The organism is Panacagrimonas perspica, assembly GCF_004364935.1.
In the GTDB taxonomy this organism is placed as follows: domain Bacteria; phylum Pseudomonadota; class Gammaproteobacteria; order Nevskiales; family Nevskiaceae; genus Panacagrimonas; species Panacagrimonas perspica.
Genome location: NZ_SOBT01000008.1, coordinates 243,336 through 269,405, shown reverse-complemented (window position 1 = coordinate 269,405; position 26,070 = coordinate 243,336). Strand labels below are relative to the sequence as shown.

General features: G+C 67.2%; 19 protein-coding genes. 7 read left to right on the top strand and 12 right to left on the bottom strand.

Features of this window, described 5'->3' with window-relative positions; translation table 11 throughout:
- Positions 1 to 102: 102 nt before the first annotated feature.
- Positions 103 to 969: an EAL domain-containing protein gene (locus DFR24_RS01300; RefSeq protein WP_133879549.1), complete on the top strand. Its 867-nt coding sequence runs from the start codon at positions 103 to 105 to the stop codon at positions 967 to 969.
- A gap of 84 nt (positions 970 to 1,053) precedes the next feature.
- The gene (gene nadC / locus DFR24_RS01295) at positions 1,054 to 1,905 is read left to right on the top strand and encodes a carboxylating nicotinate-nucleotide diphosphorylase (RefSeq protein WP_133879548.1); all 852 of its coding nucleotides are present in this window, start codon (positions 1,054 to 1,056) and stop codon (positions 1,903 to 1,905) included.
- Between the two features lie 30 nt (positions 1,906 to 1,935).
- On the opposite strand, the gene DFR24_RS01290 is transcribed toward nadC, so the two are convergent.
- From DFR24_RS01290 to grpE, 8 genes are all read right to left on the bottom strand, one after another.
- Complete coding sequence (locus DFR24_RS01290; protein WP_133879547.1) at positions 1,936 to 2,316, bottom strand: tetratricopeptide repeat protein; 381 nt, start codon at positions 2,314 to 2,316, stop codon at positions 1,936 to 1,938.
- 8 nt (positions 2,317 to 2,324) lie between these two features.
- The gene (locus DFR24_RS01285; protein WP_133879546.1) at positions 2,325 to 6,461 is read right to left on the bottom strand and encodes a cellulose synthase subunit BcsC-related outer membrane protein; all 4,137 of its coding nucleotides are present in this window, start codon (positions 6,459 to 6,461) and stop codon (positions 2,325 to 2,327) included.
- Between the two features lie 31 nt (positions 6,462 to 6,492).
- Complete coding sequence (gene bcsB / locus DFR24_RS01280; RefSeq protein WP_162850960.1) at positions 6,493 to 8,772, bottom strand: cellulose biosynthesis cyclic di-GMP-binding regulatory protein BcsB; 2,280 nt, start codon at positions 8,770 to 8,772, stop codon at positions 6,493 to 6,495.
- Between the two features lie 20 nt (positions 8,773 to 8,792).
- On the bottom strand, positions 8,793 to 10,955 hold the full coding sequence (bcsA, locus tag DFR24_RS01275) for a UDP-forming cellulose synthase catalytic subunit (RefSeq protein ID WP_133879544.1): 2,163 nt from the start codon (positions 10,953 to 10,955) through the stop codon (positions 8,793 to 8,795).
- A gap of 650 nt (positions 10,956 to 11,605) precedes the next feature.
- Positions 11,606 to 11,818: a hypothetical protein gene (locus tag DFR24_RS01270; protein ID WP_133879543.1), complete on the bottom strand. Its 213-nt coding sequence runs from the start codon at positions 11,816 to 11,818 to the stop codon at positions 11,606 to 11,608.
- A 277-nt stretch (positions 11,819 to 12,095) separates the two neighbouring features.
- Positions 12,096 to 13,208, bottom strand: coding sequence for a molecular chaperone DnaJ (gene dnaJ, locus DFR24_RS01265; RefSeq protein ID WP_133879542.1), 1,113 nt, complete (start codon positions 13,206 to 13,208; stop codon positions 12,096 to 12,098).
- 142 nt (positions 13,209 to 13,350) lie between these two features.
- A complete protein-coding gene (gene dnaK / locus DFR24_RS01260) occupies positions 13,351 to 15,282 on the bottom strand; it encodes a molecular chaperone DnaK (RefSeq protein ID WP_133879541.1) in 1,932 nt (643 codons plus the stop codon).
- Between the two features lie 125 nt (positions 15,283 to 15,407).
- Positions 15,408 to 15,968, bottom strand: a complete 561-nt coding sequence (gene grpE, locus DFR24_RS01255; protein ID WP_133879540.1) for a nucleotide exchange factor GrpE — start codon at positions 15,966 to 15,968, stop codon at positions 15,408 to 15,410.
- A gap of 252 nt (positions 15,969 to 16,220) precedes the next feature.
- On the opposite strand from grpE, the gene DFR24_RS01250 reads away from it, so the two are divergent.
- The 3 genes from DFR24_RS01250 (at position 16,221) to DFR24_RS01240 (ending at position 20,836) form a co-directional block, all read left to right on the top strand.
- Positions 16,221 to 18,491 carry an acyl-CoA dehydrogenase gene (locus DFR24_RS01250; RefSeq protein ID WP_133879539.1) on the top strand — a complete coding sequence of 757 codons (2,271 nt, stop codon included), beginning with the start codon at positions 16,221 to 16,223 and terminating at the stop codon, positions 18,489 to 18,491.
- A gap of 50 nt (positions 18,492 to 18,541) precedes the next feature.
- Positions 18,542 to 19,738, top strand: coding sequence for a mechanosensitive ion channel family protein (locus DFR24_RS01245; protein ID WP_133879538.1), 1,197 nt, complete (start codon positions 18,542 to 18,544; stop codon positions 19,736 to 19,738).
- A gap of 72 nt (positions 19,739 to 19,810) precedes the next feature.
- The gene (locus DFR24_RS01240; protein ID WP_133879537.1) at positions 19,811 to 20,836 is read left to right on the top strand and encodes a hydrolase; all 1,026 of its coding nucleotides are present in this window, start codon (positions 19,811 to 19,813) and stop codon (positions 20,834 to 20,836) included.
- 51 nt (positions 20,837 to 20,887) lie between these two features.
- Here the strand turns inward: DFR24_RS01240 and DFR24_RS01235 are convergent, their stop codons facing one another.
- Together DFR24_RS01235 and DFR24_RS01230 are read right to left on the bottom strand one after the other, a co-directional pair.
- Positions 20,888 to 21,232 carry a hypothetical protein gene (locus tag DFR24_RS01235; RefSeq protein WP_133879536.1) on the bottom strand — a complete coding sequence of 115 codons (345 nt, stop codon included), beginning with the start codon at positions 21,230 to 21,232 and terminating at the stop codon, positions 20,888 to 20,890.
- A gap of 184 nt (positions 21,233 to 21,416) precedes the next feature.
- The gene (locus tag DFR24_RS01230) at positions 21,417 to 21,827 is read right to left on the bottom strand and encodes an ATP-binding protein (protein WP_133879535.1); all 411 of its coding nucleotides are present in this window, start codon (positions 21,825 to 21,827) and stop codon (positions 21,417 to 21,419) included.
- A gap of 121 nt (positions 21,828 to 21,948) precedes the next feature.
- On the opposite strand from DFR24_RS01230, the gene DFR24_RS01225 reads away from it, so the two are divergent.
- Complete coding sequence (locus DFR24_RS01225) at positions 21,949 to 22,401, top strand: FecR family protein (RefSeq protein WP_133879534.1); 453 nt, start codon at positions 21,949 to 21,951, stop codon at positions 22,399 to 22,401.
- Positions 22,402 to 22,423: 22 nt separating this feature from the next.
- On the top strand, positions 22,424 to 23,005 hold the full coding sequence (locus tag DFR24_RS01220; RefSeq protein ID WP_133879533.1) for an OmpA family protein: 582 nt from the start codon (positions 22,424 to 22,426) through the stop codon (positions 23,003 to 23,005).
- 21 nt (positions 23,006 to 23,026) lie between these two features.
- Here the strand turns inward: DFR24_RS01220 and DFR24_RS01215 are convergent, their stop codons facing one another.
- Together DFR24_RS01215 and DFR24_RS01210 are read right to left on the bottom strand one after the other, a co-directional pair.
- Positions 23,027 to 25,081: a CHASE2 domain-containing protein gene (locus DFR24_RS01215; RefSeq protein ID WP_133879532.1), complete on the bottom strand. Its 2,055-nt coding sequence runs from the start codon at positions 25,079 to 25,081 to the stop codon at positions 23,027 to 23,029.
- Between the two features lie 46 nt (positions 25,082 to 25,127).
- The gene (locus DFR24_RS01210) at positions 25,128 to 26,030 is read right to left on the bottom strand and encodes an MBL fold metallo-hydrolase (RefSeq protein ID WP_210772573.1); all 903 of its coding nucleotides are present in this window, start codon (positions 26,028 to 26,030) and stop codon (positions 25,128 to 25,130) included.
- Positions 26,031 to 26,070 lie beyond the last annotated feature (40 nt).

The window sequence follows — 26,070 nt, the reverse complement described above, 5'->3', positions numbered from 1 at the left end:
GGTCCGTCATGAAGATGAGCGCCACCTGTAGCATCCGACAGTAGCTTCCGCGCCTGGCGAGGGTTTTGCTGCGGGTCCTTTACTGCCATCACGCTTCGTCCGATGAACCCAGTCGCCGGCTCCACGCTTTACCAGGGACGTGCCTCGGAGCTGTCGGGTGCCGCCCGCGATCTGCCGCTGAGCCATGCCTCGGTCCGCGCCGCCTTCGAGGCGCGCGAGCTGGAAATCGCCTACCAGCCGATCCTGCGCGCGAACGATCTGGCGCCGGTGGCCTGCGAGGCCCTGCTGCGCTGGCACCACCCGACGCGCGGCCTCCAGCATCCGGCCCAGTTCATTCCGATCCTCGAAAGATCCAGCCTGTCGCTCGACGTCGGCGACTGGCTGCTCGAAACCGCCGCGCGCCAGATGCTCGAATGGCAAGCCGCCGGAATTCCTGCGATGCGCCTGGCCGTGAACGTGGCGTCCTGGCAGATCCACGCCGCCGACTTCGCGTCTCGAACGCAGCGCGTCCTGGAGAGCCTCGATCTTCCCGCCTCCCGACTGACGCTCGAGATCTCGCAGGACGTCCTGCTCGACCGGCCTCACCTCGCGCTCTCCACGTTCGGCGAACTGCTGGCGTTGGGCATCGGTGTCGAAGTGGACGATTTCGGCGGGGGCCCCTCGGCGGTCACGCGGCTGGCGCGCGCGTCGATGGCCGGCTTCAAGCTCGATCGCCGTTTCCTCGATGGTCTGAGTCCCGACAACCCGGGCGCGATCGAGGAGCTGCGACTGCTGGCCCAGCTCGCACGTGACCTGGGACTGCGCTGTACGGCCGAGGGCGTGCAGACCGACGCCGAGCTCGCGGCATTGCGCGCCATCGGCATCACCGAAGTGCAGGGCCATCTGTTCTGCGCGGCGATGTCGCCCGAGACGCTCACGGACTACCTGCACAGCCCCACGAACACCGGGCAGGATCGCGCGACGAGCTGACCGCCGGACAGCGGCCCTGGACGTCGCGGGAGTGACGTCAAGCACCGTATCCTGCGGCGCTCCGGACCCTCTACCCGTCGCGCCATGCCCGCTCACCTGCTGTCGGATCTCCCTCTCACCGTCACCCGCGCGCTGGCCGAAGACGTCGGCAGCGGCGACGTCACGGCGCGACTCGTTCCGGCGGGACAGCAAGGCGAGGCGAAGGTGATCGCGCGCGAGTCGGCGATCATCTGCGGACAGCCCTGGGTCGACGAGGTGTTTCGCCAGCTCGATCCGAATGTGAAGGTGACCTGGCAGGTGGCCGACGGTGCGCGCGTCGAAGACGGCCAGATCCTGTTCACGCTCCAAGGCGCTTCACGCAGCCTGCTGACCGGTGAGCGCACCGCGCTCAACTTCCTGCAGGCGTTGAGCGGCACGGCGACCGAGACCGCGCGCTACGTCGAAGCCGTGCGCGGTACCGCAGCCCGGATCGTCGATACGCGCAAGACGCTGCCCGGCCTGCGCAACGCACAGAAGTACGCGGTGACCGTCGGCGGCGGCGTGAACCATCGCATCGGGCTGTACGACGGCATCCTGGTCAAGGAAAACCACATCGCGGCGGCCGGCGGCATCGAGCAGGCGATCGCGCAGGCCCGGGCGCTGGGCGCCGCCGTGCCCCTGATGACCGAAGCCGAAACCCTCGACGAAGTGCGCGCGGCGCTGCGCGCGGACGTCGACCTGCTGCTGGTCGACGACTTCGACGGCGAACGCCTGCGCGAAGCGGTGCGCCTGACGCGCGACCACCGCGCCGGCGGTGGTCGCACGCTGATCGAATACTCGGGTGGGGCCACGCTGGCCCGCATTCGCGAACTCGCCGAGAGCGGCGTGGACCGCATTTCCATCGGCAGCCTGACCAAGCACGTGCGCGCCGTCGACCTGTCGATGCGCTTCGTCTGATTCCTCAGAGCCGGAACAACGCGTCCGGCCTTACCGTTTCGGCGGCGCGCTGTTCCAGAGTCGCGGCGGTTCGGGCGGAACTTGTGAGAGCGTCAATTCCGGCTCCGCCAGCGGATCGCGCGCGCCCATCGTGTCCATCCAGGCCTTGAGCCGACCGACGTTGGTCCGGATCTCCTCGCTCTGCGGCGCCAGACGCGCGGCCCGCTGCAGCAGGTCGTAGGCGTCGGCGTAACGTCCCTGCCCTGCCTTGACCACCGCGAGATTGTTGAGCGCCGCTGGATCGAACGGATTGACGCGCAGTTGCCGCTCGAATCGGAACTGGTTGGCCTCCGTACCGATCTCGTCCTGCGCATGGCTCGGCCACGCGCACAGGGCTGCGAGCAGCAGCGCGGCAACCGTCGAAAAATTCATCGCTGCTCTCACGGCAGCTTCTTTCCGTAGTCGGAGAACGGCACCACCGACTGCGGCGGCGCCTGTACGCCGTAATCGCGGCTCATCGACCAGCGCAGATAGGCCATCACGCGGGTTTCGTCGTAATCACGGGCATTGTCGAACCCCGCGCGTGCCCCGAGCACCAGATGAGGCGCCACCAGGTATTCGAGTTGCCCCCCAAAGCTCATGCCCGTTCCGGTGTTGTTGTTCGCCTCGTAGCCGGTGGCGATGACCGGATCCGGATTGGCCGCCGCGAACGCTTCGATCTCGGCCTGCGCCGCGCTGTCGCCCGGATACAGCGCCGCACCGTCTTCGCGGAAATTCTGGATGCCGATGGCGCCGTAGACCTTCCACGAGTAGCGGTTCTGACCGCCGACCCATTCCACCGGAATGCCGAACGAAACATAGCGCTGCGGGCTGAAATACCCGCCGTGCCCGAAGCTGTAGTGACGCAGGTTCTCGTCGAAGAAGAAGCTGGTGATGTTGACGCCCACCGTCACGCGCTGCAGTGAATCCTTGTACACGTGGAGATAGGCGCCGGCGCCCACATCGGTCGCGGTGTTGTCCTCCACGTTCTTGCCTTCGTAGAAGTGGAAGCCGCCGAGTGCGTACAGGCCGACCTGGCCCATGTCGTAGGTGACCTCGAGACGTCCGCCGTTGGCCGTCACGCCGCCGAAGTCGCGACCGGACACCGGATCCCGCGTGCCGGCGTAGGACAGCAGCGAATCGGTGACCGGACGACGCGAAACGTCCATGTCGAGAATCCAGTTGCCGAACTTCGGCGCCCAGCGCACGCCGCCGACCACGGTGCCCACCTCGAAACCGATCGGCGTGGAGCCGGCGTCGACGCTGAAACTGCCGATCTGGTAGCTGCCGCCCAACGCGATTCCCGCGTCGTTCTGATCGAAGCTCAGCCCGGTGGTGTCGGCGAATGCCAGCGTGCCGAACAGCGGCAACTGCGCGCCCTTCACCGATCCGGCGTCGAGGAACACCGGCACGAGCCTCAGATTCACGCGGCCCGCGGAGCCTGCGAGGCTCACTTCGACCGGCAGCTCGAAATCGTCGAGCTGATCCAGCCCCGCCACGCCATCGCGATTGCGGAAGCTCACACCGCCCGCTGCCCACGTCGAGCGCTTCGACTGGATCTGCGCGATCTCCGCGAGGATCTGGTCGGTCTCGGTGGTCGGAACGGCGGGCTCTTCCTTCGCGTAGTCGCGCGTGCGCAGCGTCGGGTCCATGCGTAGCTGCATCGGCTCGGGACCCATCGGCGGCGGGATGAACGTGCGTGGCACGTCCATCTTCAGCGCGCCCGAATTCACCGGCGGCTCGAAGCGCGGCAGCTTGTAGCCCGGCGGCGGAATCGGCGGCAGATCCTCCGCACGCCGATAGACCGGAGTCGACTGCTGCGCCTGCGCCAGCTCGATGTCCTGCACGTTCGTCGCGACCTTGCGCAACGAACCCTGGTTGCCGGACACGACCGGGCGACGCGGCGCGGACAGCGAGTAGTCGCCGCGAACCGACCGATGCAACGGCCGCGTGCGTGCGGTAGACGACGCCCTGCTCACCGGACGCAGATAGGTGTCGAGCATCTGCAGGCGCAAGGCGCCGTGACCGCCGCCACCTCCGTCCGGACCCAGTTCGAGCGCGCGCCGGAAATGCGCCAGCGCACGGCGATCTTGGCCGCGCGCCTTGGCGACACGGCCCGCGAGCGCGTGCAGCTTGCCGCTGTCGGGCGCGATGCGCAGCGCCTGCGCAAGCCAGCGATCGGCCTCGTCGTCCTGACCGGTCGCAAGGCTCGACTGCACGACGCCCTGATAGGCATCGAGGTTGCGCTCGTCGAGTTTCACCGCATAGCGGTACAGCGAGACAGCGCGATCGGGTTCACGCGCCTGCTCGTAGAGTGCCGCCAGCGCCATCACCAGACGAGGGTCGTCCGGGTTGGCCCGCAGCGCAGGTTCCAGCAGATCGTAGGCGCGTGCGACGTTGCCGCTCTGGCGCACCGCATCGGCCTGGCGCAGTCGCTGCGCGATGCGCATCTCGGTCAGGGTGCCTTCCTGCTGCAGGCTCAGGCGCGGACCACGGGCCAGCTGATCGACGACCGCGTCGAATTCCGCATGCTGCTGCAGCTTGAGCAGGATGCCGGCGTACGCGAGCTTCAGATCGGGATCCGCATCCGGATTGCGCGCCAGTTCCTGGCGCAACAGATAGAGCCCGCGCCCGGATTCTCCGGCTTCGGTGTACGCAAACGAGACCGCGCCGACCAATTCGGGAGAGCGCGCATACCGCTCGACGCCGGCCAACAAGGCCAGCGACTCATCGTGACGCCCGAGACGACCCAGCACCGCGGCGCGCTCGGTCTGGTATCGGACCCACAGACGCTGCTGAACACTCGCCATGTCCGCATTGCGTTCGGCCGCGGGCACCTGCTCGAGCCACATCAGGCCGTCGTACCAGTTCTGTTCTTCCGAGGCCATCAGCGCACGGATGAACGAGGCCTCACCGCGCTGCGGACCGCTGGTGGGCAGCGCGTCGATCAGGCTGCGTGCATCAGCACGCCGGTTCTGGCTCAGATACAGCCGGGCCAGGTCCAGACGCGGCCACGTGCTCTGAGGATCCATCGCGAGCGCCTCGCGCAGCAGGTGCTCGGCGCCGGATTCATCCTTGTGCGCCAAGGCCTGCGCGGCCTGCTGGCGCAAGGCCAGCGTCTGCAGCGAACGGACCGAACCGATCCGGGTCTGCTGCTCCGGCGTCAGATCCCGGTAGATCAGCAAGGCATCGGCGATGCGTCCGCTCTGCGAGAGCGAGGCCATCAGGCCGCGCGCCGCGTCCACGTTGCCGGCATCCTGCTTCAGGGCTTCGCGGTAGAGCGCCTCTGCATCGGAGTAACGGCCCTGCGCGAGAAGGGTGTCGGCCAGCGACAGTCGAACGCTCGGCTCCTTGGCGGCCGTCTCCGGCGAACCCGCGATGGCGGCGCGCAGGCGACGCTCCGCCTCCGGCAGACGCCCGGCCGCGCGATCGGTGTCGGCCAGCCGCACCTGCTCCCAGAAACGAGCGGAAGCCAGGGCCCCGCTCCACTGCCGGGCACGGCCCGGTGACAGCCTCGAGGCCTGCTGGAGCAGTTCGCGCGATTCGGCGAAACGATCCTGCCTCAGGCGGATGATGCCGAGGCCTGCGAGCGCCTCGGCGTCCCGCGGATTCTTGCGTTGCATGGAGGCGAAAGCCTTCTCCGCCTCCTCGACATTGCCGGCGTTGAACAGCGTCCACGCATTCTTCAGCGCACGGCCGCGCGCATCGACTTGCGGGGCGTCGGACGTCGCACCGGCGATTGCGGTGCCGGAGCGCGCAGACGCCAGCTTGCTGCTGACCTGCGTGTCGTCGCCATAGCGGCGCAGGTACGCCTGGAAATAGCGCTCGTCGCGCGGCTTTCCACCCATCCAGAGCAGCGCCTGCCGCCACACCGGCTGCACCGGCTGGCGCGCCGCGTCGGACTCGGCGAGCTCGATCAGTTGATCCAGTCCCTGCCGCCGGGTCTCTTCGCGATACGTCAGGTGCTGCGCAAGTGCGAGGCGGTAGTCGGCGTTGTCCGGATTCGCCTTGACCAGTTTCTCCAGGCCGGTCCGCGCTTCCGCCCAACCCCCTTCTGCACCTCCCAGCGTCTGCCAGTACTCGAGCGCGACCGCCCCCTCGGGCGGCTTGCCGCCGAACAGGCGCTGGTACTCCGCGATGGACTGGTCGTACTGCTGCCTGCGCGCGAGTTCGCGCGCCTTGGCGAGTCCGTCGGACGCTGTGCCGGGCGTTGCCGCGCCGGTGGCAAGGGCCGTTTCCAGGCGCCGCAGATCCGGATGATCCGGCTGCAGTTGCCGAAGGCCCTGGATGTACTGCTTGGCCATTTCAGGCCGGCCGCTGCGGATTTCCGCCGCCGCCAGACCCGACAGCGCCTCGGCGCTGCCAGGGTCCGCGCGCAACAGCTTGAGCCAGGATTCGCGCGCCAGATCATGGCGCCCCTTCTGCTCCCAATAGCGCGCCTGCGAGGCGATCAGCCCCGTCGCCGCGTCCGCTGCGAGGCCCGTGACCGATGCCATGGCCAGTGCCAGGCATACGGTCGGTCCGAGTCTGAGCCGCATGAGGTCTTTCCTTGTTCCGGGCCGCTGACGATCAGCGGCCGCCGCGCCGCGACTGCGCGAGGTTGCGCATCAGCCGGTACAGGACCAGCGCCAGGAACGCCGACAGCAGGACCGCGACGATCGACAGGATCAGCGGCTGCTTGGCGAACCACCAGCGGATGCCGAGGAAGAACGGAAGCCTGCCTACCGAGTACTGCGGCGCCAGCTCGTAATGCGACACCTTGGTGGTGTTGAGCAAAGTCAGGTCGCCGCCGATGAAATGACGACGCGCCGGATCGTCGAGCATCTGCGACAGCTCGAGCAGGCGCGCTTCGTCGAGCGCCGCGAACACCACCACGGTGCGCTTGCTCGACAGCGGCGACTCGAAGCTCATCAGGCTGCCGAGCGCCTTGCCGGCTTCCAGGATCATGCGCGTGGCGTGCGCGCGGGCACCCTCGAGATCACGCCCTTCGAAACGGGCGCGCAGGCGCTCGACCGCGCCGACGACCTGCAGCTGCAGCCCGCCGTCCTTGTTGGTCATCGGCAGGCGATCCGCCCACTCCGTCAGCAGCGGCTGGCTGGCCGGCGTTCCGAACACGAGCAGGTCGGCATCGGCACCGATGGCCTTGACGGTGCTGGCGTCGCTCACGCGCAGGCGCGTCGCCGGAAATCCGGTGGCGTCGCCGATGTGGCCCAGCACGTTGAGAAACGTGCCGACTTCCGCGGCGCTCGGCCGGGTCGGCAACACTGCCACGGTCTGCGCGAGATCCGCGTACTTGCTGAACGGAAACGCGCCGTCGGTGAACAGCTTGAGATCGGGCAGATAGGTGTAGTGCGGCAGCGACGTCAGGTCGATCGTCGAGTCGGCGTCGATCGAACCGCGCAGATTGTCGTCCGGCACGTCCTGGCACTCGCCCTTCTTGCGGATCTCGAAGTTGTACTGCCACTTGAGCTCGTTGTCGGACGCGAACTTGTAGACCGGCACGTAGTACTTCTCGCGCTTGGTCACTTCGGGCAATCCAGCCTTCTTCTTCGCCTCGTCGCTCAGCGGCGTCGGCGAGTCGACCATCAGCAGCGGAACGGCGCGCGCGAACTGGTTGTTGACGTCGAAGTCGAGCGTCGACTTCTGGCCCTGCGTCGGCGTGTATCGATAGCCCACGTCGAGCTTGGCGCCCTTGCTCTTCCAGTAAAAGAGATCCGGCGGCAGATCCCAGGGCACGCGGATCGCGGGCGGATACTGGCCTCGTACCTGAAGCTGGTCAGGCGCAACCCGCTCGCCGATCTGCACGACACGATCGGTCGGCACCCAGCGCGGCGCATCGTACGCAATGCGCAGCGGCGGCTCGGCGAGATCACGCACGCCGGCGCTCGGACCGGACAGCCCGGCCGTCCCCAGCGTCAGCGCACGCGCCGCCGCCAGCAGCGAGGCCGCGTCGTCGCCGGTGACGACCAGCAGCTTGCCGTTGCGATCGGTCGGGTTGTCGGAGATCGCGACCTGCGCACCGTTGCCCTTGGGCAGATCGGCAGCCGTGCCCAGACGCGAACGCGTGGCGATCATCACGGCATTGCCGCTGGCCGGCAGGCGGCCGAGCTGCGCAGGGAAATTCGCCCCGCGGTATTCGGCCAGCGCGCCGAACCACGACGCCACCATGCCCGCGGCCTGCAGTTCTTCCGGCGTCGGGTCGGCGGGCAGCACGAACGGCAGCACCAGTTCGCGCTTGTCCCGCGGATCGAAAAAGGGTTCGGGCAACAGCGCCAATTCATTGGTGACCGGTACGCGCTGCAGTTCCAGTTCGAGCACCGATTCGTTGGCGATCACCGACCACAGCGTCGAGTGCGCAGGGTCCTCGCACTCCTTGGTGTAGTGCATCACCGCGCGCAGGCCGAGCCGGCTGTATCCGACCAGCGTGCGCGGATCGATGTCGACGGTCTGCTCACCGCCGTCCGCCGTCTCGGCCTTCAGCGGCACGTTGCCGACGACCTCGTTGTTGACCAGCACGGTCAGGTGCGACCACTCGAAGATCAGCGCGGGCGAATGAGCGAAGCGCAGCTTGAGCTGCGCCTTGGTCACGACCTCGTCGTTGCGGATCGCAACCGGAAAATCGATCTGGTGCTCGGTGCCGCGCAGCCGCACCGGCTCGTCGGCGCCGATATCCTTGAGCGGTATCTCCCGCGACTCCTGTCCTGCGTTCGACACGGCAGGCAGCGCGACGGCTCTGCCCGGCGATTCTTCCTTTGCCCAAGCGCTCTGCGAGGCTGCAAGACCCGTGACCATCGCAAGCAGCATCGAGGCCGCGCCCACCGACAGTGCGCTGCGCGCCCCGTTGTTCATCCCTTTCATGATCCTGCCCGTCAGTTCCTGGATGGAGAAAAGATCTTCTTTGCACCGGTCAAACCGAGCCTGAAGAGGTTGCCGAATGATGTTCCGACCTTGTCGGGCGGTCGCCGCTCCGCCCAATGCAACCAGGCATCGGCACGGCCAAAAATCGCGTAGATCAGCTGTCGCTCCTGCGGCAGGCTGAGCGCGTTGAATTTCATCGCGAGGATCTCGTTGCTCGAGCGGGTGACGTCCGCATCCATCCACACGAGGTCGAACTCCGGAATCAGCGCCACCTGGATCCGCGAACCCAGCGGCAGGCTCACCGCACGCGGAAGCCGCAGCATCGTGCCGCCTTCCGACAGATCGAGCGTGCGGGCACTGATCTCGGTTCCGTCCGGCAGACGGACGCGCGCCGGCAGTTCCGCGGAGACGCGCACGGCACGGCGGATCTCGCGCTGTTCCCAGGCCACGGCGGTGCAGACGCCGAGGATCACGACGTTGTAGCTGGTCCAGACCAGGTTGAGCACCAGGCTGTCCGCGTCGTCACCGAAGTTGGTGAACAGGCGCCACAGGCCCAGGCCGAAGCCGCCGAGATTGAGCAACAGCAGGATGATGTAGGGCAGCGCGATCTTGCGGTCGAAGAAGCTTCGGTCGCGATTGCCGCCCTTGGCTGTGACGTTGAATTTGCCGAGCTTGGGACTGATGAGCGCGAGGAACGTCGGCAGCACGATGTACACGCACAGGATCGTCTCGTAGACCTCGGCCCAGAACGAGTAGCGGAACGGCCCCTGCAATCGTGAATGCGTCATCTGCGAATGGATCAGGTGCGGCAACGCATAGGCCGCGAACACCAGCGCCGACGCGATGATGATCTGCGCGTCGAACAGCAGGAACGCCAGCGGCGCCGTCAGGAACACGATGCGCGGCAGGCCGAAGAAGAAGTACAGCATCGAGTTCAGATAACAGAGCCGCTGCGCGATGCTCAGACCCGGTCCCAGCAGCGGATTGTCGATGCGGAAGATCTGCGACATGCCGCGCGCCCAGCGGACGCGCTGCCGGATGTGGGCGGCCAGCGACTCCGTGGCCCGACCGGCCGCCTGCGGCAGATTGATGTAGGCGGTGTTCCAGCCCTTGCGCTGCAGGCGCAGCGAGGTGTGCGCGTCTTCGGTCACCGTTTCCACGGCGATGCCGCCGATCTGGTCGAGCGCCGAGCGCCGCAGCACCGCACAGGATCCGCAAAAAAAAGTGGCGTTCCAGAGATCGTTGCCGTCCTGCAGCAGACCGTAGAACAGCTCGCCTTCATTGGGGATCGAGCGGAACGTACCCAGGTTGCGCTCGAACGGGTCCGGCGAGAAGAAGTGATGCGGCGTCTGCAACATCGACAGCTGGCTGTCCTTCAGGAACCAGCCCATCGAGATCTGCAGGAAGGAACGCGTCGGAACGTGGTCGCAGTCGAAGATCGCAACGTACTCCGCCGACGAATACTCCAGACCGTGATTCACGTTGCCGGCCTTGGCGTGCTGGTTGTTCGGGCGCCTGATGTACAGCGCTCCCAGTTCCTCGCACAGCGCCTGCATCTCGGGACGCGCGCCATCGTCCAGCACCATGACGCGCATGCGGTCGCGCGGCCAGTCCATGTCCATCGCCGCGATGATGGTGGGACGGACCACCGCCAGAGGTTCGTTGAGCGTCGGGATCATCACGTCGACCGTGGGCCAGATCGCGAGGTCACGCGGCATCGGCACCGGAGGACGCTGCAGGGGCCACAGGGTCTGCAGATAGCCGAGCAGCAGCACCGTGAAGGCGTAGAGCTCGGCGGCGATCAGTCCGTACGCAAAACCGATATCGACCCAGTTGTAGCGGGGGTCGCTGTAGTCGAGCGACTCGGTCAGGCGCCAGTAGATGTAGCGTGCGCTGAGCAAGGTCGAGAACGCCATCAGGCCGATCGAAACCAGGCGCCCCTCGATCCGGTTCAGAAGGATGGCGATCACGAGGCACACGATGCCGAACAGGACCTGCGCGCCGAGCGGCAGCGGTGCCGCCACGACGGCGTAGCCCAGCCCCACCGCGAGCACCATCAGCGCGAACAGCAGGACGCGGTTGCCCGACCCGATATGCCCCGCGTACGACTCCGCGGTGGCGTCCCAATTACCGGAAGGAGCAACGGATCGGACAGACAGGTTCTGCTCAGCCATTTGCGATCTCAGAGCTTCGGAGAAACGTTTTTTTCACGACCCGATCCATGCACGGACGTCCGACGGAACCGGGGCGCGCACATCTCGGGACTCCGCTCTGGAGACGCGGCGCCCGCACATCCTCTGTCCACGTCCGGCACAGAACTCGCCACGGCGATCCCGCTTTTTGTTCTTATCAATCCGGCACGTCGCCGCGACCGGCCCCAGGAAACGAAAGGTAACGTAATTGCGTGCCGCCTGGGATGCCCGATCGGGCAAGCGACCACGAAACCGGCACGGTGCGTCCAGGACGCGCCCGCCAGCGCACCGATATGAGCGTCGCGTCAGGAGTGCGCCGGAAACTGCATTTTTGGCCTGTTCCGGATGCCAGGCGGCCGTCGCCGTCTGCGAATCCGTGCACGCCCAGCGACGTTCGGGCGCAACGGAATCGACGTCACGATAACGAAAGGGACTGGTCGATTTTGATCCGTGTGCGCGAATCTGCGGCGTCCCGCTCGCGGCGACCCTGCTCGAAGAGACCTTGCGGCCGGGCTGTTTCAAGGACTCGACCCGAACGCGCATCGACCTCGGCCAGAAATCTTCAGAGCGGCCCGGCCGTGCGCGACGTCACCCCGCGTGCGACCTCGCGGAGAAGCGACGGATCCGGATCCTCAGGAGCGATCTTGGAGCAGACGCGCGCGAAGCTGGGCAGCCCGCGCTGCCGGATCCGCCTCATGTCGCGCCGCGTCGGCAGAGCCGCCGGGTGCGAGCGAAGCAGCGAGCGCCGTGACGACCTTGGCCGGCTCGGCGAAGTGCAGGTAATCCGACGGATCGAGGCCGAAATGCTGGAACAGACGGCTCACGTCGGGTCGTTGCGCGGACATCGAATCTCCTTGGCTCAGCAATCGGGAACCACGCCCGTGGTGCGGACGCAAGCAAGACAGTGCCAAAGCCATGCCAATCCCTTCCCACGTCGCGGGAAGACCTCAAGCGCATGATTTTTCTACTTCTGTCGAGGAACGCCGCGTCGCCGAACCTGACGTGCGTTGTCAATGTGCGAGCGTCGGCCAGAACGTCGACGCACAAGCTGACAATTCCGGTCAGCCGCTACCGCGTGCGCTGAGGTTCACACGCGCAGCAACGGGTGCAGCCCTCGCCGGATCAGGGCTTGAGGTGCGTCTCGATGAACTTCTTGGCCTTGTCCACCCACGACGAAGCTTCGGGGCTGTGCCGGTCGTCTCCGCCCAGCGACTCCCCGAACTCGCGCAGCAGATCCTTCTGCTTGCGGTTCAGGCTCACCGGCGTCTCGACCAGGACCGTGCAGAGCAGGTCACCGACGCCGCCGCCGCGAACGGACTTCAGGCCCATTCCGCGCAGGCGGAACACCTTGCCGCTCTGGGTGCCCTCGCCAATCTTGAGCTGTGCCTTGCCGTTGAGCGTCGGCACCTCGAGCTCGCCGCCCAGTGCGGCGGAAACGAACCCGATCGGCACCGAGCAATGCAGGTCGGAGCCGTCACGCTCGAAGAAGTCGTGCGGCTTGACGGTGATCTGCACGTACAGATCGCCGGCGACCGAGCCGCGATCGCCCGGCTCGCCTTCACCCGCCAGGCGGATGCGATCGCCGGTGTCCACGCCCGCCGGAATCTTCACTTCCAGCGTCTTTTCCTTGCGCAGCTTGCCGGCGCCGCGGCAGGACTTGCAGGGGTCGGAGATCTGCGTGCCACGGCCACGGCAGTGCGGGCAGCTCTGCTGCAGGACGAAGAAGCCCTGCTGGACCCGCACCTGCCCGCCGCCGGCGCAGGTCGGGCACTTGGGCGCCGGCTTGCCGTTGGCGGTGCCCTGCCCTGCGCACTCGATGCAGGCTTCCAGCGTCGGGATGCGGATCGATTCGGTCGTCCCGGACGCCGCCTGTTCGAGCGTCAGCTCCATCGAATAGCGCAGGTCCGATCCGCGGCGTGGACCTCCACGGCCACCGCCGAAGATGTCCGAGAAGACGTCGCCGAAGATGTCGGCGAAGCCCGCACCATTGCCGCCGAATCCGCCGCTGCGGCTCAGGCCCTCGTGTCCGTGCTTGTCGTAGATCGCACGCTTCTGCTCGTCCGAGAGAACCTCGTACGCCTCGCTGCATTCCTTGAACTTCTCTTCAGCCGCCACGTCGCCGGGGTTGCGATCGGGGTGCAGCTTCATCGCGCAGCGCCGGTAGGCGCGCTTGAGTTCGTCATCGGTCGCCTGACGGCTGACACCGAGCACTTCGTAGTAGTCGCGCTTGCTCATCGTGATCCGCGAAACCTGCGGCGCAACGCGCCGGAAAAACGAGCCATTCCAATCCCCGATTTGTGGCTTTGACGCCGCTTCCCAGAAACGGCGAAGGGGTGAGGCGCTGTTCGGCACCTCACCCCTTGGACCTCATGTCATCTTACTTCTTGTCGTCCTTGACCTCGGTGAACTCGGCGTCGACGACGTCGCTGTCCTTCGAGGCGCTCGCACCGCCCGGCGCCGCGCCAGGCGCGCCGCCTTCGGCACCGCCGCCGGCCTTGGCGTAGGCCCGCTCGGCCAGCTTCGCCGAGGCTTCGGCCAGCGCGCGCGTCTTGGTCTCGATGTCGTCCTTGTCGGAGCCCTTGGTCGCCTCGCGCAGCGCGGCCATGGCGTCCTCGATGGACTTCTTCTCGTCGTCCTGCACCTCGGTCGCCAGATCCTTGAGCGACTTCTCGACGCCGTGGATCAGCTGGTCGGCCTGGTTGCGCGCCGTGATCAGCTCGTTGAACTTCTTGTCGTCCTCGGCATGGATCTCGGCGTCCTTCACCATCTTCTTGATCTCGTCATCCGTGAGACCCGAGTTGGCGGTGATGCGGATGCTCTGCTCCTTGCCGGTGGCCTTGTCCTTGGCGCCCACGTGCAGGATGCCGTTGGCGTCGATGTCGAAGGTCACTTCGACCTGCGGTACGCCGCGCGGGGCCGGCACCACGCCTTCCAGGTTGAACTGGCCGAGCTTCTTGTTGGCCGAGGCCACTTCGCGCTCGCCCTGGTAGACCTGGATCGTCACGGCGGTCTGGTTGTCGTCGGCCGTCGTGAACGTCTCGGACTTGCGCGTCGGGATCGTCGTGTTCTTCTCGATCAGCTTGGTCATCTTGCCGCCGAGCGTCTCGATGCCCAGCGAAAGCGGCGTGACGTCGAGCAGCAGCACGTCCTTGACGTCGCCTGCCAGCACGGCGCCCTGGATCGCGGCGCCCGCGGCCACGGCTTCATCCGGGTTCACGTCCTTGCGCGGATCGCGGCCGAACAGCGCCTTCACCGTTTCCTGGACCTTGGGCATGCGGGTCTGGCCGCCGACCATGATCACTTCCTGGATCTCGGTGGCCTTCAGGCCGGCATCCTTGAGCGCGGTCTGGCAGGGCGCGATGGTCTTCTGGATCAGGTCCTCGACCAGCGCTTCGAGCTTGGCGCGCGACAGCTTCATGTTCAGATGCTTCGGGCCAGACGCGTCCGCCGTCACGTACGGCAGGTTGATGTCGGTCTGCGTCGTGCTCGACAGCTCGATCTTGGCCTTCTCGGCCGCTTCCTTGAGGCGCTGCAGCGCGAGAGGATCCTTCTTCAGGTCGATGCCCTGTTCCTTCTGGAACTCGGACGCGATGTAGTCGATGACTCGCATGTCGAAGTCTTCGCCACCCAGGAAGGTGTCGCCGTTGGTGGACAGCACTTCGAACTGGTGCTCGCCGTCGACTTCCGCGATCTCGATGATCGAGACGTCGAACGTGCCGCCGCCGAGGTCGTACACGGCGATCTTGCGATCACCCTTGACCTTGTCCATGCCGAACGCGAGTGCGGCCGCGGTCGGCTCGTTGATGATGCGCTTCACTTCCAGGCCCGCGATGCGGCCGGCGTCCTTGGTCGCCTGGCGTTGGCTGTCGTTGAAGTACGCGGGCACCGTGATGACCGCCTCGGTGACCGTCTCGCCGAGATAGTCCTCGGCGGTCTTCTTCATCTTGGCCAGCACCTGCGCGGAGATCTCCGGCGGCGCCATCTTCTTGCCCTTGACCTCGACCCAGGCGTCGCCGTTGGGCGCCTTGGCGATCTTGTAGGGAACCATGTCGATGTCCTTCTGCACCACGCCGTCTTCGAAGCGGCGGCCGATCAGGCGCTTCACCGCGTAGAGCGTGTTGTGCGGATTGGTCACCGCCTGGCGCTTGGCGGCGCGACCCACGATGACCTGCCCGTCGTCGGCGTACGCGACGATGGACGGCGTGGTGCGCTCGCCTTCCGAGTTTTCGATGACCTTCGCGACACCGCCTTCGAGGATGGCGACGCAGGAGTTGGTGGTGCCGAGGTCGATGCCGATGATCTTGGCCATGGGACTAGGTGCTCCGGATAACGAGGTTCGGGTGGGGACCCGGGGTTGAGGGATTTGACGCTGAGATGACAGATATCTGTTGTCCGCTGGCCGGCTTTCAAGAGCCCGGCCGCAAGACGGATGGCTCAGGCGCCCTCGGGCGGGGCCTTGGAAACCATCACCATCGCGGGACGCAGCAGCCGGTCGTACAGGCGGTAACCCTTCTGCATGACGGCCACCACGTGATTGGGAGGCAGGTCGGCCGACGGCACCATCGTGACGGCCTCGTGGAACTCGGGATTGAACAGCTCGCCGCGCGGATCGACCTGCTTGACGCCGTTCTTCTCGAGCACCGACAGCAACTGCTTCTGCGTCAGCATCATGCCTTCGAGCAGCGCGGCGATCTGTGCCTCGGGCTTGGCCGCCGCCGCGAGACCCAGATCCAGGCTGTCCGCCACGCCGAGCAACTCGCCCAGCATTTTCTCGGACGAATACTTCGACGCGTTGGTGATTTCACGCTCGGCGCGCTTGCGCACGTTGTCGAGGTCGGCGACCGCACGCAGCTGCGCGTCCCGCGCCGCAGCGGCTTTGGCCTCGGCTTCCGCCAGACGTCCGACAACGGTCGCGTAATCGGCGACCTCGTCGCGGGCAGCCGCGTTCTCGTCGTTCGTAACGGAGCCTTCTTCGGGAACAGGCGTACCAGACATATCGTTTACGGAGCGGTGAGTGACGGTCCAGACCTTGAGGTCCACGTCCCGCGTTTCAAGGCCGTCGGGCCAGCGGGGCGGCGATTGTACGGCCACAACCCGCCCGGCGGGCAGCCGGACATGAGCGCCCCCGGGAGGCCGGGCACCGCAATTGCGAAACCCGCGCGCCAGTGCCGCCGCGTCCTGACGGCACTGCCGCCCCCTCACCGGATTGGCGAGGCTTGGGCCTGACCGACCCGGAGAACGACCTGCATGTTTGCTCTGCTGATGAAGTGGATGAAGTCGAACAAGATCCTGCCGAGCATCTCGGACACGGAGCGCGAGGCCCTGGAGGCGGGCACCGTCTGGATCGATGGCGACTTCTTCAGGGGCAAGGCGGATTTCGCGCGCCTGATCGCCGAGCCGTATTCGAAGCTCTCGGACGAGGAGCAGGCCTTCCTCGACGGGCCCGTCGAAGAACTGCTGGCCCGCACCAACCGCTTCGAGATCGGCCGGACCCGGAAGGTCTCGGATGAACTGATGCAGTTCATCAAGGACCAGGGCTTCATGAGCTTCCTGATTCCGCGCGAGTACGGCGGCAAGCAGTTCTCGACGCTCGCCATCAGCACGATCATGGCCAAGATCGGCCCGGTGAGCGCCACCGTCGGCACGCTGGTGGTGATCCCGAATTCGCTCGGGGCCGCCGAGCTGATCATCCATTACGGCACGCAGGCGCAGAAGGATCACTACCTGCCCAGGCTGGCGCGCGGCGAGTACCTGCCCTGCTTCGGTCTCACCGAACCCACCGCCGGTTCCGACGCCGCGTCGATCAAGGCCGAGGGCCTGCTGTTCCGCGATGCCGACGGCGCCACGAAGATCCGCCTCAATTTCCGCAAGCGCTACATCACGCTCGCGCCGATCGCCAACCTCTGCACGATCGCGTGCCGGTTGCGCGACCCGGAAAACCTGCTGGGCCGCAACGCGCAGAACACCGATGGCGACCTGGGCATCACCTGCGTGATGGTGCACAAGGGGACGCCGGGCTTCACCAGCGGTGATCACCACGATCCGATCGGCGATCCGTTCTACAACGGCCCGCTGTACGGCAAGGACGTGGTCGTTCCGCTCGACAACATCATCGGCGGCCCCGAGTACGCGGGTCAGGGCTGGAAGATGCTGATGCAGCAGCTCGCCGGCGGTCGCGCGGTGTCGCTGCCCGCGGGCGCCGTCGGTGGCACCAAGGTCGTCGCGGCCGCTACCGGCGCGTATTCCGCCGTGCGCCAGCAGTTCGGGCTGCCGATCGGCCGCATGGAAGGCGTCGAGGAAAAAGTCGGCCGCATCGCCGGCCTGAGCTACATGCTCGAAGGCGCCCGCGTGTTCGGCTGCTCGGCGGTCGACAACGGCCAGAAGCCTCCGGTGATCTCGGCCGTGCTCAAGGCCTACACCACCGAGATCTCGCAGCAACTCGTCATCGACGGCATGGACGTGTTCGCCGGCGCCGCCGTGATGCAAGGCCCGAACAACATCCTGGGCATGGGCTACAAGTCGGCGCCGGTCGCCGTCACGGTGGAAGGCGCGAACATCCTGACGCGTACCCTGATGATCTTCGGCCAGGGCGCGACGCGCTGCCATCCGTATGCGCTGAGCGTGGTCGAGGGCGTGGAGAAGAACGACGTCGGCCTGTTCCGCTCCAAGCTGCTGGGCTGGATCGGTCATTTCATCCTTGGTCTGCTGCGCGCCGAAGGCCATTACCTGACGCGCGGACTGTTCGTTTCGGTGCCGGATGTGGCGCCCGAAACGCGCAGCTTCTATCGCCGGCTGGGCTGGGCCACCGCCCGCTTCGGCGTGATGACGGATCTCGCGATGTTCGCCATCGGCGGACGCCTGAAGAAGCGCGGAAAGCTCACCGGCCGTTACGCCGACGTGCTGGCCTGGCTGACGCTCGCCAGCAGCGCGCTGCGTCGCTACGAGGCGGAAGGTCGGCGCAAAGAGGACCTGCCGCTGGTGCAGTACGCGGCGGAACATGCGCTGTGGAAGATCCAGGAGGCTTTTGTCGGCATCTACCGCAATTTCGACGGGCCGCTTGGATGGTGGACCAAGACCATCGGCGTCTTCGAAGCGCACATCAATCCGCTGGGCGGCGCGCCGACCGATGCACAGAGCGCGCGCGCCGCGCGCTGCATCCAGACCGACAACGCCCAGTTCCAGCGGCTCGCCGCCGGCATCTACCTGCCCAAGGACGAAACGCTCGGGCTGGGCCGGCTGCTGCGCGCGTTCCGCATCGTCTCGCAGGCGCAGCCCGCTGCCGACCGCATCATCCAGGCGCAGAAGGCGCGCAAGCTGCCGCGCGGCTATCTGCCGGCCGAGATCGCGGACGAGGCGGTGAAGGCCGCCGTGATCGACGGCGAGGACGCCAAGCGGCTGAAGCTGGCTCTCGAGGCGCGCATCGACGCGATCCAGGTCGACGAGTTCACGCCCGAACAGTATTTCGCCGAGGTCAACGACGACGGCGGGCTCGAGTACCGCAAGGCCGTCAACGGCTGAAGTTTCACGTGCCGCGGCGGCAATCGCCGCGGCACGCTTAAAATCGGCGGATGTACGACCTTCCCCCCAACTGGATCCAGACCGGCCTCGCCGTCTTCGTCGGTGGCGTGTTCCTCAGCTGGCTCGTCCAGTGGCTGGCCAAGTCGCTCAACGAAGGCAAGCACGCGTGGTCGCGCGCGGTGCGCCAGCGCATGGGCGTGTTGCCGGAGCGCCGCATCGGCGAGCTGCGCTGGGTTGCCCTGACCGTCCTACTCGCGCTGTGGCCGCTGCTGGGCTACGTGCTGCTGCGACTCTGGAATCTCGAAGAGCTGGGGCACAACTTCATCGACAAGCTGCTCGACACCGGCGTCAAGGTCGGCAAGACCACGACGATCGTTCCGGGCAAGGTGCTGTTCGGCCTGATGTCCTTCCTGCTGCTGGTCACGTTCACGCGCTGGTTCAAGCGCAAGCTCGAGCGCGACTGGCTGCCGATGACGCAGATGGAGCCGAGCGTGCGGATGTCGGTGGCCACGCTCTACGGCTACGTCACGTTCGTCATCGCGGTGCTGGTGGGCCTGTCGTTCGCGGGGCTCGACCTGTCGAAGATCGCGCTGGTGGCCGGTGCGCTGTCGGTGGGCATCGGTTTTGGCCTGCAGAACATCGTCAACAATTTCGTGTCGGGCCTGATCCTGCTGTTCGAGCGGCCGGTGCGCGTGGGCGACTTCATCAAGGTCGGCAGCACCGAAGGCTACGTGCGCCAGATCCGCATCCGCTCCACCGAACTGGAGAACGACGATCGCATCAGCGTCATCGTCCCCAACTCCTCGCTGCTGCAGGCCGAGGTGCAGAACTGGAACTATCGCAACAGCCTGGGTCGCGCCGTGATCGGCATCAACGTGGCGCACGGCAGTGATGCCGACGTGGTGCGCACGATGATGCTGGAGGTCGCCAACGCGCATCCGCAGGTGTTCAAGACCGGCGAGCGCGGCGACATCGGCGGTCCTTCGGTGGTGCTCAAGGACATCACCGAGAGCAGCCTGCGCTTCGAGATGGGCGCGTCGGTGCGCAACATCCACGCGCGCGGCACCGTGGCCAGCGACATCCGCTTCGAACTGCTGCGCCGCATCGCCGCGGCGGATCCCGCGGTCCGGTTTCCGCAGACCTCGGTGTGGATCCACGACGCCGACAAGGCGTCGGCGGAACCGGGAGCCGAGGCGCAGCAGCCCGCCGGCGACTCCTCCACGCAGGAGGCTCCGACGCCGCGCTGAGGGGTGGCGGGCCTGCCCGGTTTCCGGGCGAGTTCGCCGGTCTCGATGCCCGACACGAAGCCTGGCTTGCGCATGTCCACGACCTCCGGCCGCATTCTCGCTTCCGCCTTCCGGCCGCATCCGCTGCTGCGCGGCGCGCATGCGCAGACCATCGCGCCGGCCCTGCTGCGGCCGACGCCGGCCCTGCGCCTTCGTGTCGAGCGGCTGGAGACGCCGGACGGCGATTTCGTCGATCTCGGATGGACCGGCGAGGAGCACGCGCAAGCGCCGATCGCCGTGCTCGTCCACGGCCTGGGCGGCAACTTCGAATCGAAGTACCTGCGCGGCAGCGCCCTGCGCCTCGTCACTGCGGGCTGGCGCGTGTGCGTCCTGCTGCTGCGTGGGGCCAGCGAAGAACCCAACCGTCTGCCGCGCGCCTACAACCAGGGCGACACCGCCGATCTGCGTCATCTGTGGCGTGTGCTGCGCGAGCGCGAGCCCGGCGCCTTCATCGCCACGATCGGCTGGTCGCTGGGCGGCAACGTCACGCTCAAGGCGCTGGGCGAGGAAGGCGCGGGCGCACCGACGGATGTCGCCTGCGCGGTCAGCGTTCCGTTCAGCCTGCACGAGTGCGCCGAGCATCTGCGTATCGGTTTTGCCCGCCACTACCAGAAGCGCCTGCTCGATTCGCTCAAGGACATGGTGCGCCGCAAGCACGCGCGACAGCCGGTGACGGCGCCCGCCGATCTCGGGAAGGCCCTCGCCGCTCGCGACTTCTTCGAATTCGACGACGCCTTCACGGCGCCTCTGAACGGCTATCGCGACGCCGAGGACTATTACGCGCGCGCGGCCTGCGGCCAGTACCTGCCGCGAATCCAGCGGCCGACGCTGGTGCTGCACGCGCTGGACGACCCTTTCATGGTGCCGTCCGTGGTGCCCGATGCCTCGCGGCTGTCGTCCAGCGTGACGCTGGAACTGTCACCGCGCGGAGGACACGTCGGCTTCATCTCGGCCGGCCGGTTCGGCGAGCCGGTCTGCTGGGCCGAGGCGCATCTGTGCGCCCATCTCGTGGCGGCCTATGCCCGGCACCGCCAAAGCGGTGCGATCAACGCGTCGTAGGCAACAGAGGCCCGAGCGCGACGATGGACGCGGTGCGGCGCGAAGACTGGTTCAGCGCACCGGCCGCACGCTGCGCACGCGTCGGCGCAGGTGAGCACTGAAACCGCGCTCGCCGGCCGCCCCCAGCGCCAGCAACAGACAGGCGCCGATGACCAGGGGGTGAGCGCTGCACGCACCCGCCACCGCGGCGAGCAACAGGCTGCCGCCGAACAGCCACGACGTGACCGCGATGGAATGGTCGAAGCCCTCGGCGTACCAGCGGATCTGCCGCAGCTCGGCCTGCGAGCGCGGACGCATGCCCAGGCACTGAAGCGTGAGCTGGCGCAACGCCCAGGCGTCCACGAGTTCGGCCAGCAATACGGCCATCAGTGCCCCTGCGATAACCCAGTTGATCATGTCGGTCCCCACCCTCTTCGCGTTGCGCCGCGCGGCGACCCCTTGGTGCCGGAAGGCCGTCGTCGCGCGTCTACTGGAGCGCAAGCTGCAAGTCGGGTGCCGTCCCCGTCGGGTCAGCGGCGGAACAGGTCCGACGAGTCGATCAAGGGTGCCGCCAGCCGCCTGGACGGCAGCGCGTTCCGGCTCAGGCCGTGCCGGCGGGGAGCCAGATGCGCACGCAGTTGCGCGCATCCAGACGGCGGTAATCACGGCGCAGCGCGAAGCTGTCGACCAGCACCACCCCCAGCCCGCCGATCGGACGTTCGTGCGGCGGCCTGAGATGAGGTGCGTCCGCCAGGGGTCGCGTGAACGGGTCGAACGCAAGGCCCTCGTCCTCGAAACCGAGTTCGAGCTCGCCGTCGACACACTGGAGTTCGATCCGCACCCGGCTTCGTTCGGGCGCCAGGCCGTGACGCAGGCAGTTCACGAAAAGCTCTTCGGCGATCAGGGCAGCCCGCAGTGCGACGTCGCGTGACGTGCCCAGTTCTCCGCTGCGGCGCTCGACGAAGGCGAGCACTGCGGTCAGCTCATCGAGTCGGGCGGGAAAGTCGGCCATGCACCGGGAAAGCGGGAGGGGCGGGTGCGGCGCGCGACGGCCCGATTTCCTTTACGGCAAACGGCCCGCTACGCAGGGCCGGGATTATGATGCGGGCGCTGCCCACGCGCCTACGCCTCTCATGACCCTGCCCTCCCTCGCCCGTCTGCTGCTGGCCCTGTGCCTGGCCGGATCCGTTGTTCCGGCGGCTGCGGTCATCGACGGTGTCGCCACCGTCAAATCGCTCAAGGGCGACGTCCGCATCCAGCGCGGCGGCCGCGAACTTCCGGTCGCGGTCGGCACCGCCCTGCTGCAGGAGGACACGATCGTCACCGGCTCGGATGGTTCGGCCGGCCTGACCTTCGCGGACAACACGCTGATCTCGCTGGGCGCCCGCAGCCGCTTCGTCATCGATCGCTTCCGGTTCGACCGCACATCGAACGGCGGCGAGTTCCAGAGCACGCTGTCCAAGGGCCGCATGGCGGTGGTCTCCGGCAAGATCGCCAAGTCGCAGATCGACGCGATGAAGGTACGCACGCCCACGTCGCTGCTCGGCGTACGCGGAACCGAGTTCGTCGTCGAGGCGGGCCGGTGAAGCCGCTCGCGGATCGCGTTCCGTGAAGCTGCGCGCGGCGCTGCTCGTGGTGCTGCTGGCAGGCTGTGCCACGCACGATCGCGTGATCCTGCTGCCGAACTCCGACGGCGGTGTCGGCAAGATCGCGATCCTGCGCGACGGCCAGGAAACCGTCATCGGCGAGCCGTATGCGTCGGCGAATACGGATGATCGCGGCCACCTGGACAGCGCCATCCTGGAGGCCGCGGACGTGCGCAAGGAATTCGACGCCGAACTGGCCGGCCTTCCGGCGCGTCCGGTCACACGCAACCTCTACTTTCGCGCCGACTCGACATTGCTCACGGCCGAATCCGAGGCCGAGGCGACGGCGATCTTCAACGAGCTCGCGGCCCGGTCGGCGGTGGAGATCGTGCTCGTCGGCCACTCCGACACGCAGGGCAGCGAGCGGCACAACGACCAGCTTTCGCTGACGCGCGCGATGCTCGTGCGTGCACGCCTGATCGCAACAGGGATCAGCGCGTTCAACATCTCCGTTGCGGGCATGGGCGAGCGCAGCCCGATCGTGCCCACCCCTGACGGCGTCGACGAGCCGCGCAATCGCCGCGTCGAACTGCACGCGCGCTGACATCGCGCCGCGTGGCGGCGATCAGGGCTTCCAGCGAATGACGAGGATCGTCAGGTCGTCGGCAGGTTCGCGTCCCGACGCAAATTTCTCCACGTCGCGGCGCAGCCGCTCCACGATCCTGCGACTGGCCATGCCGGACTCGGCCGACGCGAGCTCGTCGACGAGCCGCGCCGATCCATACGGCCGATCGCGCGCGTCCATCGCCTCGGTGACGCCATCCGTGATCAGGCACAACGCATCGCCGGATTTCAGCTTGATCCGTTCGATCGGGTAGTCGAAGCCGTCGAGCATGCACAGCGGTGGACCGCCGGCCGTGACGAGCTGCATGACCACCGCTTTGGCCGCGCTCACGAGATAAGGGCCTTCGTGCCCGGCGCTGCACCAGACGAGTTCGCCGGTGGTCATGTTCAGCACGCCCGCCACCACGCTGACGAACATCGATTCCGGATTCTCCAGCGCGAGCACGCGTGCCGCCTGCGAAAGCCCGCGACCGGGATCTCCGTCCGCATCGAGTGCAGCGTTCTTGATCAGCGCCTTGCTCAAGGCCATGAACAGGCTCGCCGGCAGGCCCTTGCCCGAAACGTCGCCCACCAGGAAGAACAGGCGATCGTCGTCGAGCCGAAAGAAGTCGTACAGATCACCGCCGACGGTTCGCGCGGGGTGCATCAGCGCGGCCAGATCCACGCGCCTTTCGCCGGCCAGCACCTCGGCCGGATCCGGCAGCATGCCTCTCTGGATGCGTCGCGCGGCATCCAGCTCGCCGTCCATGCGCGCCTGCTCCTCGCGCGAGACCGCGAGCGCCACGCGAAGCGTTCGCCGCTGCTGCTGCGCCTGTCCGAGTGCGACCGACAGCATCATCGCGAACACGATGCCCGCCCCGGCCATCGGCGTCCCGACATCGAGCAGCCAGCCGCGCCAGACGAATGCCCCAAGGCCGATCGCGGCATCGAGCAGCAGCACGGCGCCGAACATCAGCACCGAGTGCAGCGGTCGCAGCGCAGTAACCGCGACGATCGAGAACAGGCACAGCAGGACCAGCAGTCCTGCCTCCACCCATGTGCTCCAGTAAGGGCGGGACAGCAGACGGCCGTCGTACACGTTGTCCAGCGCCTCGGCGTGCACCGACACGCCCGGCATCGGACCGAGCGGCGTGATGACGCGATCCTGCAGCCCGGAGGCCGCGGCGCCGATCAGCACGATGCGCCCTGTGATCAGCTCCGCGGGAAGCGTGCCGTCGAGGAATGCGATCACCGGGAAGATCGGCCTCAGCTCCGGATCGGAAAAATGGATCCACCAGCTGCCGTCGCCCGATGTCGGCACCGCGCGGCCCGCGACCTCGACCTGGGACAGGCCATGCCCGGTCACGTGAGCCCGCAACACCGGATCGTCGGACGTCTGTCGCAGCACCTCGACCGCCAATCCGGGAATCACGTGTCCGCCGACGGCCGCCAGGGCCGGGACGCTGCGCACCACGCCATCTTCGGCGTCCGCGTTGAGCACGCCGTGGCCGGCCGCTGCCCGATCGATGCTGTCGAGACTCCGCAACACCGACGGGAACGGCCGCAGGAACGGCCCGGCAGCGCCGCCGATCTCGACCACCGGCGCGCGGTAGTCGACCGGATCCTTCAGCCGCGGATCTCCGGACAGGCCACCCACGCCCAGCACCACGCCTGCGTTGCGCACGGATTGGGCGAAGATCCGGTCGCAGTCCGGCAGCTTCGCGGCCGCGCTTGCTCCCGCCGCGTACCCCATCGCCTCGAGCCGCTGCGCCTGGATGCGCGGCGACAGGCGATCCGCCTCGGCAAAGATCATGTCGATGGCGATCGCCGCGGGCCGCTGCGCCGCCAGCTTGTCGACGAGGTCTGCCAGATCGCAACGCGGCCACGGCCACTGCCCGCGACGCTGCAGGCTCAGATCGTCGATGGCGAGCACGATGACGCGGTCGTCGCCGCGCCTGCGCGGCACTTCGCGCTGATAGGCGTCGAACACCTCGGAACGAAGCGACAGCCGCGTCGCAGTATCCGCATGCTGGAGCAGCAGCATCAGACAGGTGAGCAGCGCGCCGAGAATCCGCATCCGGCGGCCACTGCCGGACGATGCGGGGCTCCGCGATGCAGGCGCCTCAGAGTTCGATTTCAAGGCCGTCCCAGGCTGCCGTGACCTGGAGCGGAGAGCGCCCTGCGCGCGTGATCTCTTCGAGGCGACGCGTCTCGGCCTCGATCTCGGCGATGCGCTCGTCGCCGAAGATCGGTTCGTGGTGGTACAGCGCAAGATGGCGTGCACCGGCGAGCTGGCACAACTCCACGCCGACGACGTTGCTCGAGTGGCCCCAGTCGGCCTTGACCGTCATCACGTCGGCCAGCGAATACATCGCATCGAAGATCACCAGATCCGCATCGCGGAAGAAATCGACAAAGCCGTCGATCTCCTCGCGTGCCTCCAGCGTGTGCTCCGAATCCGTCGAGTACACCACCGCGCGCCCATTGCGCTCGAAGCGGAATCCGTAGGAGCCGCCGGAGTGCCGCTGCAGCTTTGCCTTCACGTTCAGCCCGGCGATGTCGTAGCGGCGATCCGGCTCCAGCTGCACGAATTCCAGACGCGCGCCGAGCGCCGACAGCGGCACCGGAAAAGACGGTGCGTCCTGCTGGCGTTCGAATGCGGCCCGCAGGTTGGCGTGACCGCCGTAGATGCGCACCGTGTTGCCCGGCAGGTAAGCCGGCGTGAAAAAGGGGAACCCCATGATGTGGTCCCAGTGCAGGTGCGACATGAACACATGAAACGTGCAGCGCATGTCCCGTCCCAGCGTCGCCAGCAGTTCCTGACCGAAGCGGCGCACGCCGGAGCCCAGATCGCAGAGCACGAACTCGCGCGCCTGATCGCGCGGCCCGTCGAGTTCGATCTGCACGCAGCTCGAATGCCCGCCCCAGGTGTGCGCCCATCCGCGCGGAAGTTCGTCGAGAAAGCTTTCCGCCTCGCGCTGGCCGGAAAACTTGCGGCCGCGCGCCGCAACCAAGGCTCGCGCCATTCGCATCCGAAGCTCCGCCGCCGTCAGCGCAACCGGCAGC